This window comes from Claveliimonas bilis (assembly GCF_020892095.1).
Classification (GTDB): domain Bacteria; phylum Bacillota; class Clostridia; order Lachnospirales; family Lachnospiraceae; genus Claveliimonas; species Claveliimonas bilis.
In genome coordinates this window covers 2,211,634-2,225,125 of record NZ_AP024845.1, presented here as the reverse complement: position 1 = coordinate 2,225,125, position 13,492 = coordinate 2,211,634, and the positions used below count along the sequence as shown (strand labels likewise).

At 43.3% G+C, this 13,492-nt stretch carries 14 protein-coding genes; 1 reads left to right on the top strand and 13 read right to left on the bottom strand.

The features are described 5' to 3' along the window. Positions 1–13: 13 nt before the first annotated feature. From EUBC25_RS10840 to EUBC25_RS10810, 7 genes are all read right to left on the bottom strand, one after another. Positions 14–1,234: a glycosyltransferase family 4 protein gene (locus EUBC25_RS10840; RefSeq protein ID WP_230105499.1), complete on the bottom strand. Its 1,221-nt coding sequence runs from the start codon at positions 1,232–1,234 to the stop codon at positions 14–16. A gap of 6 nt (positions 1,235–1,240) precedes the next feature. After that, a complete protein-coding gene (locus EUBC25_RS10835) occupies positions 1,241–2,215 on the bottom strand; it encodes an ATP-grasp domain-containing protein (protein ID WP_230105498.1) in 975 nt (324 codons plus the stop codon). Between the two features lie 416 nt (positions 2,216–2,631). Continuing rightward, entirely contained in the window at positions 2,632–3,150 is a 519-nt protein-coding gene (locus EUBC25_RS10830) for a GNAT family N-acetyltransferase (protein WP_230105497.1), read from the bottom strand. Further along, a complete protein-coding gene (locus EUBC25_RS10825; RefSeq protein WP_230105496.1) occupies positions 3,147–3,857 on the bottom strand; it encodes a sugar transferase in 711 nt (236 codons plus the stop codon). The genes EUBC25_RS10830 and EUBC25_RS10825 overlap by 4 nt, the downstream gene beginning before the upstream one ends. Before the next feature lie 7 nt (positions 3,858–3,864). Beyond that, positions 3,865–5,139, bottom strand: coding sequence for a DegT/DnrJ/EryC1/StrS family aminotransferase (locus EUBC25_RS10820; RefSeq protein WP_230105495.1), 1,275 nt, complete (start codon positions 5,137–5,139; stop codon positions 3,865–3,867). Positions 5,140–5,259: 120 nt separating this feature from the next. Next, a complete protein-coding gene (locus EUBC25_RS10815; protein ID WP_230105494.1) occupies positions 5,260–5,784 on the bottom strand; it encodes a transcription termination/antitermination NusG family protein in 525 nt (174 codons plus the stop codon). Positions 5,785–5,939: 155 nt separating this feature from the next. Continuing rightward, positions 5,940–6,305, bottom strand: a complete 366-nt coding sequence (locus EUBC25_RS10810; protein WP_331471458.1) for a hypothetical protein — start codon at positions 6,303–6,305, stop codon at positions 5,940–5,942. 500 nt (positions 6,306–6,805) lie between these two features. Between EUBC25_RS10810 and EUBC25_RS10805 the strand changes: the two genes are divergently transcribed. After that, positions 6,806–7,588, top strand: a complete 783-nt coding sequence (locus EUBC25_RS10805; protein ID WP_230105492.1) for a sirohydrochlorin cobaltochelatase — start codon at positions 6,806–6,808, stop codon at positions 7,586–7,588. A 24-nt stretch (positions 7,589–7,612) separates the two neighbouring features. On the opposite strand, the gene EUBC25_RS10800 is transcribed toward EUBC25_RS10805, so the two are convergent. The 6 genes from EUBC25_RS10800 to EUBC25_RS10775 are packed head-to-tail and all read right to left on the bottom strand — an operon-like array spanning position 7,613 to position 13,491. Then, the gene (locus EUBC25_RS10800) at positions 7,613–8,554 is read right to left on the bottom strand and encodes a 2-hydroxyacid dehydrogenase (protein ID WP_230105491.1); all 942 of its coding nucleotides are present in this window, start codon (positions 8,552–8,554) and stop codon (positions 7,613–7,615) included. A 58-nt stretch (positions 8,555–8,612) separates the two neighbouring features. After that, entirely contained in the window at positions 8,613–9,323 is a 711-nt protein-coding gene (locus tag EUBC25_RS10795) for a precorrin-8X methylmutase (RefSeq protein ID WP_230105490.1), read from the bottom strand. 10 nt (positions 9,324–9,333) lie between these two features. Next, positions 9,334–10,851 (bottom strand): cobyric acid synthase, encoded by a 1,518-nt coding sequence (locus EUBC25_RS10790; protein WP_230105489.1) that lies wholly within the window; start codon positions 10,849–10,851, stop codon positions 9,334–9,336. Continuing rightward, complete coding sequence (locus EUBC25_RS10785; protein ID WP_230105488.1) at positions 10,833–11,909, bottom strand: pyridoxal phosphate-dependent aminotransferase; 1,077 nt, start codon at positions 11,907–11,909, stop codon at positions 10,833–10,835. Before EUBC25_RS10785 ends, EUBC25_RS10790 begins: the two co-directional genes overlap by 19 nt. Positions 11,910–11,960: 51 nt before the next feature. Next, on the bottom strand, positions 11,961–12,929 hold the full coding sequence (cbiB, locus tag EUBC25_RS10780) for an adenosylcobinamide-phosphate synthase CbiB (RefSeq protein WP_230105487.1): 969 nt from the start codon (positions 12,927–12,929) through the stop codon (positions 11,961–11,963). Further along, positions 12,886–13,491 (bottom strand): histidine phosphatase family protein, encoded by a 606-nt coding sequence (locus EUBC25_RS10775; RefSeq protein WP_230105486.1) that lies wholly within the window; start codon positions 13,489–13,491, stop codon positions 12,886–12,888. Before EUBC25_RS10775 ends, cbiB begins: the two co-directional genes overlap by 44 nt. Between the last annotated feature and the right edge of the window lies 1 nt (position 13,492).

The following is a 13,492-nucleotide window of genomic DNA, read 5'->3' as shown; positions in this document are numbered from 1 at the left end:
TTTATCTCCTTATCTACTTCTGATTTATAATCTGATTGCAAATAGCTCGGTATGTCCTATCTGACGTATAGTAATTATGCAAATATTCCCAACCATTTTTACCCATGTCAACTCGTTTATCACATTTAAAAATAGTATGTATAACCTCTCGGAAATTCTTTACACTATTACTTTCACACCACCAACCAAATTCGCCTTCAATAATTACTTTTCCAAGATCTGTATAAGGATCGGTGACTGCTAAAACTGGAAGTTTCGCTTGCATATATGATAGCAATCTACTCGGGAAATTAGGAATTGTAAACCTATGATCTAAAAAAATCATTCCTATATCACAAGCTGCTATCATCGTTTCATAATCTTCTTTTGGTAACCGTTGCATTAATTTCATATTTGAGGGATTTTCATTTTTAAAGAAAGAGGATAATCTTTTATATTCTGTACCATTTCCCACAATAAGGAAAAATGCTTTTTCATTATTTATTTGTGATTTAAGACATTCTATTAAAAAAGGAATTCCTTGCGGCTTTCCTAAGTTACCACCATATACAAAAACAAGTTTGTCTCCCGGTATTCCATATTTATCACGTATTTGTCTTTTTTTATACAAGGAAATTTCCTTATTTTGTATTTCAATACTATTAGGACAAATTTGAACTCTATTTTTGTCAAGTTCTGGATTAAACTTTAGAATATAGTCTACATTTGCTTGTGACATACATCCGATGTAATCCGAAATGTTATACAACTGCTTTTCCACTCTCCGAAAATATTTATATAAAAACCCTTTAAGTCCACTTTTTTCTAATATATTAAGATCTACCGCATTCTGTGGAAAAATATCTTTTAAAATCAAATATGTAATAGCATTATCACGATTCTTAATAAACGAAACCAGTGATCCCAAGGTAATAGGTGGTGTAGAATACAAAATCAAATCAAATTTAACACCCACTAAATGCTTGCACAAAGCTCTTTTATACTGTGATGAAATTAAAATTGTTGATATTCCTTTTTCAATAAAACTTGTTTTTGTTATATTTCCTATTTTTACCATTAAATGCTTGGCCATACCCTCATCTACAAGTTCTGTTTTAAATCCCTCTCTTTTCTCCCGGGCACTTACAATATATACATCATGCCCTCCTTTTGTAAATTCTCTTAATAAATCCGGATATAATCCCTTATCATTAATACTCCCAAAAGTTCCTGTTGTAAGAAATAATATCTTCATAATACTCTACTTTCTTATCATAACCTCACTATATTTCATCATATAAACTCCCTTTTTATAACAACCAATATTTTTTTCATTTTTTTTGCCATTAAGATTGCATACAATCATCTTCATATGATCACATCCACATTCATAAGCATGTGGATATCCTCCCCCGAATCGAGGATTAACTTCAGAAATGTAATACTCTCCAGCAATTTCAAAAATATCAATATCAATCTGTCCTCTATAGCCTGCTTCTTTTACAAATCGCTCAATCAGCTTAAATAATTTTTTATCTTCAAAAGAAACGGCTTTATCCGTTTCTCCTGCTTTCATAAGCATTTTCTTTTTGGCAAAAATTGATATCACTTCACCACTAAGCAAGTCAATATAAACATCTACTCCTATTTCTTGTCCTTTCATGTATTCCTGAATCATCAGATTATCATCATGCCGAAAAAGCAAATCTATCGTCTCTATATCATTCACCTTGCTAATCGAAATAGACGCACTTCCCCTTACCGGTTTTACAAAAACAGGATATGTAATATTTCCTTTAATAATGTCTTCTTTAAACGTATCTTTGTCTGTATAACTCCGTGCTGTTTTGTATCCATGTGTTGTCAGCCACTTAAACATTCGCATCTTATCCAGACTCATCTCGCAGAGCTCATAAGAAGAACCTATCACTGTTACTCCTAACTTTTCAAATTCTGCCGTGTTTTTTGCTAAAAGACTAAGTTCAGGATCTATCAAGCTCAGAACCGCAGTAATATTTTCTTTTTTACAAATATCAAAAATAACATCCATATATCCTGACTCTGTCATACGCGGGACTTGATAAAACTTGTCTGCCTCATAAACTGCTGGAGCAAACTCACTCATATCTGTAGCAATAACATAGCCAAGTCTATCACCATTTTCTGTCGTTAACGCTTTTTTAAAATACTGAACTATTTTATTTCTAGTTCCTACACTTAGAATTAATATATTCAAAATTCTCTCCTTCCCTCAAACCAACAAAAAACAGGGGCAATTCCCCTGCATGCATGAAAAGTATTTTTCACTTATCCATAATTCATCAAAATTTCTTCTATTGTTTCTGGTATACCAAAACTATCCGTCCATCTTCATCATCAATATATTTCTGATATAAATAAACTATTTTCAGTTCTTATATCCTTTATACACATAATATGTTCTTCTATATATTCATAAATACTGTTATAAATGACTTACTTTCTACCTAGAATTTTTTATACTATGCAAATATCTATATCTGCCTCTTATCTCCACAATATTAGTTGTTTATAACTAAACCTTACCAGTACAAATCTGTTCTAGATACAAAGAAAATATATGTAAAATAGCTATTTCCCTTTTCATTCGGTCAAATATCTAGAAATAAATTTTTAGTCTCTTTGGACAACAGCATATCTTATTCGATCAATATATTGTCCATTTTTTGACCGATACAGGTCATCTATAAAATAGCCTTCTCTTTTAAATCCAATTTTCTCATACAATTGGATGGCCTGTTTATTTTCTGCATCAACTGTTAAATAAACTTTATGCAATTTCAAATTCGAGAACGCATAATTTAAAATAGCCTTAGTTGCCTTAGTTGCAATGCCTTTATGTTTATATTGTGTTTCTCCTATAGTAATATAATATTCAGCCTTAGAATTAATTCTATCAATTTGAATCAATCCTATAAGCCCAACCGGCTTTCCCTTATGCTCTATTATACAGTCCATTCTTCGACTGTTATCTTTTTCATAAAACCACTGTAATGTTTTATCCACTTTAAGCGGGATATCATAATGCAGATATTGATTATTTAAAGGATTATTAATCCATTCTACTTTTTGCGGAATATCCGATTTTTCAAATTCTCTCAAATCGATATCCTCATAACTTATAATAATCATTTCTCCTCCTCAATAACAGATTTTTTCTTTGCCTTAATTGCTCCTTCTGAAGTAATAATCCAATCTTTTCTTTCTTCAAGCAGTTTGCCTACCTTAAATTCTTTTCCAACAAGTATATCCGAACGTTTTAAAACTTTTCCTACTGTTTTCAAAAGAATGGAAAGATCTTTTAAAAAGCTAACATTCTGAACATACTCAATATCATAATGGAACTTTTCTTCCCAAGTTAATGTATTACGCCCATTAATCTGCGCCAATCCTGTCAATCCAGGTCTCACATCATGCCTATGCCGTTCCTCTTTCGTATAAAAAGGAAGATATGAAACTAACAATGGACGCGGTCCGCAGATGGACAAATCACCCTTCAGAATATTCCAAAGTTCTGGAAGTTCATCTAACGATGTTGACCTTAGCATTCTTCCAAATTTTGTGAGTCTATCATCATCTGGTAACAACTCTCCGTTTTCATCCCTTTCATTCGTCATCGTACGAAATTTGTATAATCTGAATATCTCTCCGTTTAAGCCAGGTCTCTCCTGCGAAAAAATTACTGGGGAACCCAATTTAATTTTTACTAACACAGCAACAATCAACAAAACAGGAGATATTACAATCAGTCCGACCAGTGCAAAAATAAAATCCAAAGGGCGTTTTATATATCTGCTATAAAATCCCTGTCTATTTACAACCTTCTTTTTTTTTCTCATATTTCCTCTACTCAAAACATCCCTTCACAATCTCAATAACCTGCTCCTGCTCCCCAGCCGTCATCTTGTTATCACTCGGCAGGCACAGTCCTCTCTGGAAGAGATCCATTCCTACATCCAGCGCTCTTCCGTCTTTTCCAACTGCTCCTCCAGCAAGATAAGCATTGGTCTTTGCCCTTCCGTTACCTTCCCTTGTCACAAACGGATTCATCCGGTAAATGGGCTGCATATGCATCGGTTTCCAGATAGGCCTTCCTTCTGCGTTATAGCTTGCCAGTGTTTCCAGGATTTCTGTGGGGCAGCTCTTCCCATATTCCGGAAGATACAATGCCTCCTGCTCTCCCCGCATCTGCCTGCACATTCCTTCCGGCTTGATCAGAAGACAGCTTAGCCAGAAGTTCGGCTCGCTGCTTTTTTCGTCATAAGGATTCATTTCCACCGGAAGACCTGCGCGTTGGAATGCTTCCTTATAACGCATGTAGATTGCTTTCTTCTGTGCAATATGCTCTTCCAGATAAGGAAGTTGTCCCCTCACCACTCCGGCGATCACATTACTCATGCGGTAGTTGTATCCCAGCTCTTCATGCTGATACCAGGGAGCATTTTCCCTGGCCTGAGTGGACCATTTCCGCACCTTTTCCGCTGCTTCTTTGTCATCGGTCAGGAGCATCCCTCCGGAAGATCCTGTAATAATCTTGTTCCCATTAAAGGAAATACAGTTGTATGTACCGAAGGTTCCTGTCTGCACGCCTTTATAAGTTGCTCCAAAAGATTCTGCTGCATCTTCGATGATGATTGCCCCGTGCCGGTCGCACACTTCTTTGATCTCATCGATTTTTCCCGGCGTTCCATACAGATGAGCCACAACGACTGTTTTCACTTCCGGATACAGACGAAAGGCCTGCTCCAAAGCAACGGGATCCATGTTCCAGGTGTCATATTCGGTATCAATAAATACCGGTATTCCGCCCTCATAAACAACAGGGTTTACTGTGGCATCAAATGTCATATCTGAGCAAAATACCTTTTCTCCAGGCTGAACTCCTGCCAGCTTAACTGCCATATGCAGCGCTGCCGTTCCTGCTGAAAGTGCCACTGCATAATGACACCCTGTCTTTTCACAGGCAATGCGTTCCACTTCATTGATATTTTGTCCCACTGTAGACATCCAGTTTGTCTCATAGGCTTCTTTCACATATTCAATTTCCGGGCCGTGCATGGTTGGACTACTCAGCCAGACTTTTGATTCAAAAGCCTTAAAATCTTTTCCTTTCTTAAACATCTTTTCCTCTCATCCTCTGCAGCCTCATTTTTAAACTCTTGATGCTGCTCTTATTTTTCTCCACAAAAATAGGAAGGCTTTGCCTTCCTCTCTGGTTCTTCTATATTTCTTTTACTTCTTCTACCTTTTTCCTTCCGGATCATTCTCAAGCCGGATACCAAGGATAATCTCCCGGTCCTTTCCCAGAAACTGCTGACGGATCAGCACGTAGCGCTTCCTGATCCGCTGTTTGATGATATACGCAAAATATTTTCCTACTGCTCCCTCTGCTGCCACGATCTGCTTTTCTTCATCCAGCTTTACCAGTGAGCGCCGGACAAGATGTCCTTCGCTCTGGATGTTTTCCAGAAATTTCTGTTCCTCTTCTTCTACCTTAAGAAAAACTTCCTCTTCATTTTTCAAAAGCTTTGTAAGCTTCGGTACATTCTTTAATTCATAATACAATTCTTTGGGGAAATCTGTGTCTATAAAGACATAGCCGGGAAACAATGCCTTTTGGCAGATCTCCCAGCTACTTTTTTGTTTTATGGCACATTCCCTTTTTATATAGAAGCAATCCCTGTAAAGTTCTTTGGAGAGGATTTTCCTCATCATCTCTACCAGGATTTCTTCCTGTCCTGTTGTTGTCTGAATCACATACCACATATGTATGCTCCTTTTTGGGTATGCTTCGCCATATCCGCAGTATGAAGCGTCATACTCCGAACTTTTTATACGCAAATTTATGACCACAATCCACGATTCCCATAGCACACACTACAGAAAAAGATCCTGACTCTGGTTTTTATCCGATCACCTGCTTAACTTTTTGAAGTGATCTCTAAACCTGCCTGAAGAAAGGTTCCTAATCCTCCGGCAGGCATTTCCACATTTGCCGTACGTTTATGGCGGTCTATTTTTCGGATTCGTCGTTCCATTCCCACCAGCGGGCCATGGATGACATGGGTGATTCCATCACGGATATATCCCTGAGACATACAAAGATGATGCTCTTTTCCGCACAGTTTTTTCAAAAACTCTTCCGCATCTGCAGGCACAGCCCAAAGCAGTCCGCCCTCCTCGGAAGTCTGAAGAAACTTGCGGCAGGGTTCCAATTGTTCCGACAAAGCGGCAGGATCCGTTGTCTCAACAAAGATACAGTCTGGGAAAAGCTGCCTTTTTTCCATATGCCAGCTACCTTCGTACCGCTTCATTCTGTCGGAAGTGAACACAAAAATATCACGCAAAATTTGATGTGAAATCTGCCTTCTGCATGACTTTATGACCTCTTCTGTTTTTCCGGGGTGACATTTCAGTATACACCACATAGAATCACTCCTCATTTTCGCAGAGTTACATACTCTGCGAAATCGAAAAAGGCGAAAAAGCTTTAAATTGCGGCTGATACACAGAAACTATTTTTATACTATATTATAGAAGAAACAGGAAACTTCAAATGTCGAAAAAGGCCTGCTTTCTACACATTTCTACGCGAAAACATGCGAAAACCTGTGGAAATCATGGCAATTCTGATCTTTTTGTTGAATAACAAATACAGATGAGGTATAATATTTACGATTTCGCAGAGTATGTAACTCTGCGAATTTTTTTCTGCCCTAATTGATTATTTCTTAAACCTCCGTTATACTACTGACAGTTCCTATTTACCCACATGGAGGAAAAATCTATGACAAACAAAGCTCTGCTGGTGGTAAGCTTTGGCACCAGCTATAAAGAAACAAGAGAAAAAAACATTGAACATATCGAGAAAATTCTTGCCCGGAAGTTTCCGGACAGGAAGTTTTTCCATGCCTACACAAGCGGCATGATCTTGAAAAAATTAAGAGAGCGGGACCACATTATCATCCCCAACGTAAAGGAAGCTATGGAGGATATTGTAAAAGAAGGTTTTACGGATCTTCTTGTGCAGCCCACCCACATTATGAACGGGGTGGAAAATGATCTCATGAAGGCGGACGTACTCTCCTTCCGGGAACATTTTTCCAGTCTTTCTTTCGGCGCCCCTCTCCTTACGGATACTTCGGATCTTTTTTATGTGATCGACGCTTTAACAAAAGAGCTCCCTGCCTTGTCGGAACAGGAAGCTCTTGTATTCATGGGCCACGGAAGCACCCACTATGCCAATATGCTCTACGGGGCGCTGGATTACGCCTTTAAGCAGACGGGCCATCCCCATGTCTATGTAGGCACAGTGGAGGCTTATCCGGATCTTGATGCTGTTCTTAGCCTGATGGAAGGCAAAGGTTACCGCCATGTCTACCTTGCGCCGCTTATGCTGGTGGCGGGAGATCACGCCTCCAACGATCTTGCCGGTGAGGATGAGGATTCCTGGAAATCCATCTTTCAGTCCCGCGGCTATGAGGCTACCTGCATTTTGAAAGGTCTGGGCGAATATGAGTCCATCTGTGAACTCTATGTGCGCCACGCTCTCCAGGCACAGCCTGTTTAGCAGCCATTTAGCAGAACATTAAAATCAGATTGCGTTTTTCTGCTCTCCTGCAAGCCAGGAATAAAGATTGTCAAATACGATCTCTGCTCTTTGCTCCATTGACTCTTTCGACGCAAATGCAATGTGAGGCGTCACAATGGTGTTGGGGCTTTTAAGAAGCGGATGATCGGTCGGAAGGGGCGGCTCCATCTCAAAGACATCGCTTGCCGCTCCTGCAATCTGCCCTTCTTCCAGAGCCTTTGCCAGAGCTTTGGAATCCACTACTGCTCCCCTTGCCGTGTTAATGAGGAGAGCGGTTTTCTTCATCATTTTCAGCTGTTCTTCTCCGATCATTCCTTTTGTTTCCTCGGTCAGCGGACAGTGAAGGGAAACGATATCTGACTGTTTTAACAGTTCTTCCAGACTCACCTGTTCATCGATGACCGGATCTATAATTTTACTTCTGTTGAATCCAATGACACGGCAGCCAAATGCTTTGCAGAGGGCTGCTGTTCTCTTTCCAATGGCTCCTGCGCCTACGATTCCCACTGTCTTTCCACACAGAAGATTGCCGATGAGACCATCCTTCGTCCCGCCTTCCCGGCACCGCTCTTCCGTTTTTCCTACGTTGCGAAGGAGCTGGATCATAAAACTGATGCACAGTTCTGCCACTGCCTGTGTCGCATAGCCGGAAGCATTGCTGATGGCAATACTTTTCGCCTTTGCCTCTTTCACCGGAATGTGATCCACGCCGGTAAACGCTACATCAATAAATTTCAGGGAAGAAGCCTCCTCAATAACAGATGCATCAAGGGGCATATTTGCCAGCATCAGAACATCTGCATCTTTGCTTCTTTCTACCTGGACTTTAGGATCTGTGTCCTTTGGATAAGCCACAAAACTGTGTCCCATTTCTTCCAGCTTCGCTGCATAACCTTCCATAACTGAGTCTGACACGCCCAGACTCTCCAACAATACGATTTTCATTTTGCCTTCCTCCTATTTTTTGAATAAATCTATCTGCATGACATTCGGCATTCTTAAATTACCGCTGTCTTCCTGCCGCCATATAGATTAATGCATTACAAATGGCTGCCGCAATATTGCTTCCGCCCTTTCGTCCCCTTGCCACAATACAGGGAACTCCCGCCTGCATGATCCGTTCTTTTGCCGGGATCACATTGACAAATCCAACCGGCACGCCGATCACAAGATCCGGTGCAAACCTGCCTTTTTGGATCAGCTCATAGGCTTCGATCAGAGCCGTGGGCGCATTTCCCACTGCCAGGATAAGAGGACGCTCTTCCTCCTGCTTCCTTTTCTCCCGCTCTTCCATGGGCTTTTCTGTTGCCTCTGCAGTCCCTGCAGCTTTCAGAGCAGCGGCCTTTTTCACACTGGCTACTGCCCGGGTGGTTCCCTCTCTTTTTGCCGCCTCTGCCACATCTTCATCTGCCATAAAGCACAGCACTTCCCCGCCAAATTTACCAAGGGCTGTCTTGTTGACTCCTGCTTTTCCCATATTGGTATCTGTCACGATCCGGGCTCCTTTTTTTATAGCTTCTATTCCAATCTTTACCGCGCCGGGTGAGAAGTAAAGCTGATCCGCATAGTCGAAATCTGCACTGGTATGAATGCATCGCTTGATAATGGGTTCTTCCAGAGGATCAAAAGTTCTTTCCCCCAATTCCTCTGTAATGATCTCAAAACTTCTCTTTTCTATGTCGCCCGGCAGTACCTGTTCCAATTCTTCCAGCATGATTTCCCTCCTAACATTTTACTTCCCTTAGCATCCGGTAAATCGCCTCCATGTCCAGGGACTCACGAAGCCCTTTCGCTAAAGCCTGGTATTGCTTTTCCTTGTATTCCCGAAAATCTGTCCCCTTCAGGGCGGCGCCATCCAAGCCTTTTTTCTCTGCCAGCATTTGAAGAAGACCGTCGGCTGTCTCGCTGCTGTCAAAAATTCCGTGAATATAAGTTCCTGCTGCCTGCCCCCGGCACACACCTAAGATTTCTTCTTCTCTTTTTGCCAGAACCTGTGCTTCTCCTGTAAGCATTGTCCTGCCCATATGAATCTCATATCCCTCATATGCAGCGCCTGACAGTTTTTCATACATCCCGCTTAAGGCTTCCAGTTTCCCCTGTATGCGTGTTCTTGTTTTCTGCTTATGAAAAACAGTCTCCACCGGGAGGAGTCCCATTCCTCTCATGGTTCCTCCCCCTTCTGTTCCCTCCGGATCCGCAAGGCTTTCCCCCATCATCTGGTAGCCGCCGCATATGCCGAAGATCATGGTCCCTTTTTTCAAAAATTTATAAATAGAAGCTTCCATGCCGGAAGTGCGCATCCATTTCAGATCTGCCATTGTATTTTTACTTCCGGGAAGCAAAATGAGATCGGGATGTCCCAGATCCCGGGGAGCGGAAACATAACGAACCGCAACTCCCTCCACAGATTCCAGAGGCGCAAGATCCGTATAATTGGAAATCTTTGGAAATCGGATCACTGCAATTTCAATGGCTGCCTTCTGTGCGCCTTTTGGGCCCGTCTTGTTTCCTCCCCTTTCCAGACGTTCCGATATGCTGTCTTCCTCCTCGATATCTACGGAAAGCATGGGAACAGTTCCCACCACAGGAATCTTTGTCCGCTCTTCAAGCATCGCAATTCCCGGATCAAGGATGGATTTATCTCCACGGAACTTATTGATAATGAGCCCCTTGATCCGCTCCCTCTCCTTCTGCTCAAGAAGGGCCACTGTCCCGTAAAGCTGTGCAAATACGCCGCCCCGGTCAATGTCTCCGGCAAGAAGTACCGGAACATCCAGCATTTCGGCAAGACCCATGTTGACAATATCATTTTCTTTCAGATTGATCTCTGCCGGACTTCCCGCCCCTTCTATGACAAGAATATCATACTCTTCTGCCAGATGGCGGCAGGCGCTTAAGATATCCGGGACAAACTTTTTTTTGCAGGCAAAATATTCACGGGCGCTCATATTTCCTATGACTTCCCCGTTTACAATGATCTGAGATCCGGTGTCTGTCGTAGGTTTGAGCAAAATAGGATTCATATAGACAGAGGGCTCTGTCATAGCCGCCTCTGCCTGCACCACCTGGGCGCGTCCCATTTCCAGTCCGTCCTCTGTAATATAGGAATTTAAAGCCATATTCTGGGATTTAAAAGGAGCGGTCCGAAAGCCGTCCTCTTTAAAAATCCGGCAAAGTCCGGCTGCCAAAAGACTCTTTCCGGCTCCGGACATGGTTCCCTGTATCATGATCGCTTTTGCCATTGTTCTCTCCTTTTTGCGGTATCACCGCACGTTTTCAAAACCTCCAGAAGCTGCACATTGTCCTCATGCCGCCTGATCCCGATCCGGTAAGTTCCCTTTCTGATCCCCGGAAAACTGGCTGCATCCCGAATATAGATTCCCTGTTTCAGGCAGGCTTCCTGCAGGCCTTCCTCTCCCTCAAACATACAGAAGATGGTATCCGAAGGCCATACGAAAAATCCCAGTTCCGTCAGCTTTTCTTCCATCCACTTTTCTTCTTTTAACAGAAATTCCCGGCTCTCTCTGACAAAGGCCTCCTCTTCCAGGGCCGCGCACCCTGCCAGCTGTGCAGGAGCGGATACATTCCAGGGAGGCAGCACATCTTCAAGTCTTCCGGCTGTTTCTTCATCGGCTGTCAGTACATAGCCAAGCCGAAGTCCCGGCATGGCATAAATTTTTGTAAATGCCCGTAAGATAAGAATCTCCGGGTATTCTTCCTGGAGATTCCGGAGGGATTTTCCCTCTCCCTGCCCGGTCAGCTCCAGAAAACATTCATCCACCACAAGAAGCATTTGTTTCCTGTGACACAGATCAGCCAGCTTTTCCAAAAATCCTCCATCTGCCAGCATTCCGGTAGGATTGTTGGGATTGCAGAGAAAAACAGCGCTAAGCCCTTCCTCTTTTTCAATCCATTCCAGCGCCTTTTCTGTAAAGCGATATCCCTCTTCCCGGCGGGCCAGATAGTGCATCACCTGCCATCCGTGGATGCGAAGGGCTTTTTCATATTCCCCAAATGTCGGCCCCAGCACGGCAGCCCTTCCCGGTTCAAAGGCAGCCGCTATAGCATAGATCAGTTCCGCCGCCCCATTTCCTGTCACGATCCGCCCGGGGGATATTTGAAGTTTTCTTCCCAGGGCTTTTCTAAGTTCTCTTTTTTCTATATCCGGATACCGGTAAGCAAGAGAGACCCCTTCAAGGGCCGCCTTTTTCACCGATTCGGGCATGCCAAAAGGATTGATATTGACAGAGAAGTCCAATCTGATGTTTTTATCGAAAATATTTCCGCCGTGTTCTTCCATTTCTATCCTCTTTTTCTATCCTTTTTCTCTGAATCTCTGCTGCTGTTTTCCCTAAATCAGAAAAATCAAAGCTGCTTTCACCGCCGCCATCACCAAAAACTGCAGGATAACTGCTCCGTACTCCAGACGGCAGGCTGCCGGAATATCCTCCCGCCTCACCGGACGGATGGGATCTCCGATGGTGGGCTTTTTATAAAGTTCTCCAAAATACCAGGCGTCCCCGGCAAGCTGCACCTGAAGAGCCCCCGCCATCACCGCTTCCGTCTGCGCCGCATTGGGACTTTTATGATTATGGCGGTCCCGCCGGTAGATTTTCCATGCGCCTTTCCCGTCAAATCCCAGCACAAAGGCTGCTGCTGTCATAAAAAGCGCGCTGATCCTTGCCGGAATAAAATTGGCAATGTCATCCAGACGGGCCGCGCAGGTTCCCAGCCACCGGTATTTCTCATTGCGGTAGCCGATCATGGAATCCATGGTATTGATGGCCTTATAAAAAACCCCGCCCAAAGGCCCCGCCAGCATCATATAAAACAAAGGGGCTGTCACGCCGTCTGATGTATTTTCCGCCACTGTTTCCACCGCCGCTTTAATGACGCCCTCTTCGGAAAGGGACTTTGTATCCCGTCCCACGATCATGGAGACTGCTCTTCTGCCTGCTTCCAGTCCTTCTTTTTCCAGAGCGGTATACACTTTCATACTTTCTGTTTTCAGGGATTTTGCTGCCAGCATCTGCCAGCACAATATGCAGGAAAGTCCAAAACCAAGGGCCGGATGGATCCTTTCTGCTATCCACAGAAGCAGCCCTGCAAGCAGCACGGAGACAGACACCACAAAGATCACCAGAAGGAGACCTGCTATCTGCAAAGGCCTCTTTTTATCGGGAAATACCTTTCGCAGCGCCTTTTCCGTCCCGGTGATCAAAGAGCCGATCCCCTGCACCGGATGCCAGAGACTGTGGGGATCTCCCAAAATAAAATCAAGTATAAATCCGATGCAAAGTGCCGCCAGTGACTGTGCCATCCAGATGTCCTTCCTTCCATTTTTCTTCGTCTATTTCTACAATATAGCCTTCTCCGTTCTCTACGTTCCAGGCATAGTAGTCGCTGCCTTTCACCATCTGAGACATCACTGCCATGATCACCCCGCCATGAACGGTGCAGCCTATACTCTGATATCCTCTTTTCCGGCCAATTTCCACTGCTTTTTGAAGCGCCTTCACGCACCGGGCATTGAAATTAGGAATCGCCTCCCCCTCCGGGAAAGGCAGCCCGCCGCCGCTTTCTACAAAAGTATCATACAGGGGATCTCCCATAAGCTCCTCATGGGTTTTGCCCTCCAATATTCCGAAATCACATTCTCTAAACTCCTCTATGATCTCCGGATCTTCTTCCCCAAAGACCACCTTCGCTGTCTGTATGCACCTCTTCATCGGACTGGAAAACACATGCTCCACCTTAGGATATGTCCGTTTTTCCAGTGTAAGGATTCCCTCTTTTGTCACAGGTTCATCGCTTCTTCCCCCGATGAAACGATGCTCCCGGTTGCCTTCTGTTTGTCCGTGACGGACCAATATGATTTTCATT

What these genes read in the sequence shown, in the direction of transcription:
- EUBC25_RS10840 (WP_230105499.1), bottom strand. Translation starts at nt 1,234, where the DNA reads ATGAAGATATTATTTCTTACAACAGGAACTTTTGGGAGTATTAATGAT.
- EUBC25_RS10830 (WP_230105497.1), bottom strand. Translation starts at nt 3,150, where the DNA reads ATGATTATTATAAGTTATGAGGATATCGATTTGAGAGAATTTGAAAAA.
- EUBC25_RS10825 (WP_230105496.1), bottom strand. Translation starts at nt 3,857, where the DNA reads ATGAGAAAAAAAAAGAAGGTTGTAAATAGACAGGGATTTTATAGCAGA.
- EUBC25_RS10820 (WP_230105495.1), bottom strand. Translation starts at nt 5,139, where the DNA reads ATGTTTAAGAAAGGAAAAGATTTTAAGGCTTTTGAATCAAAAGTCTGG.
- EUBC25_RS10815 (WP_230105494.1), bottom strand. Translation starts at nt 5,784, where the DNA reads ATGTGGTATGTGATTCAGACAACAACAGGACAGGAAGAAATCCTGGTA.
- EUBC25_RS10810 (WP_331471458.1), bottom strand. Translation starts at nt 6,305, where the DNA reads ATGGAAAAAAGGCAGCTTTTCCCAGACTGTATCTTTGTTGAGACAACG.
- EUBC25_RS10805 (WP_230105492.1), top strand. Translation starts at nt 6,806, where the DNA reads ATGACAAACAAAGCTCTGCTGGTGGTAAGCTTTGGCACCAGCTATAAA.
- EUBC25_RS10800 (WP_230105491.1), bottom strand. Translation starts at nt 8,554, where the DNA reads ATGAAAATCGTATTGTTGGAGAGTCTGGGCGTGTCAGACTCAGTTATG.
- EUBC25_RS10795 (WP_230105490.1), bottom strand. Translation starts at nt 9,323, where the DNA reads ATGCTGGAAGAATTGGAACAGGTACTGCCGGGCGACATAGAAAAGAGA.
- EUBC25_RS10790 (WP_230105489.1), bottom strand. Translation starts at nt 10,851, where the DNA reads ATGGCAAAAGCGATCATGATACAGGGAACCATGTCCGGAGCCGGAAAG.
- EUBC25_RS10785 (WP_230105488.1), bottom strand. Translation starts at nt 11,909, where the DNA reads ATGGAAGAACACGGCGGAAATATTTTCGATAAAAACATCAGATTGGAC.
- cbiB (WP_230105487.1), bottom strand. Translation starts at nt 12,929, where the DNA reads ATGGCACAGTCACTGGCGGCACTTTGCATCGGATTTATACTTGATTTT.
- EUBC25_RS10775 (WP_230105486.1), bottom strand. Translation starts at nt 13,491, where the DNA reads ATGAAAATCATATTGGTCCGTCACGGACAAACAGAAGGCAACCGGGAG.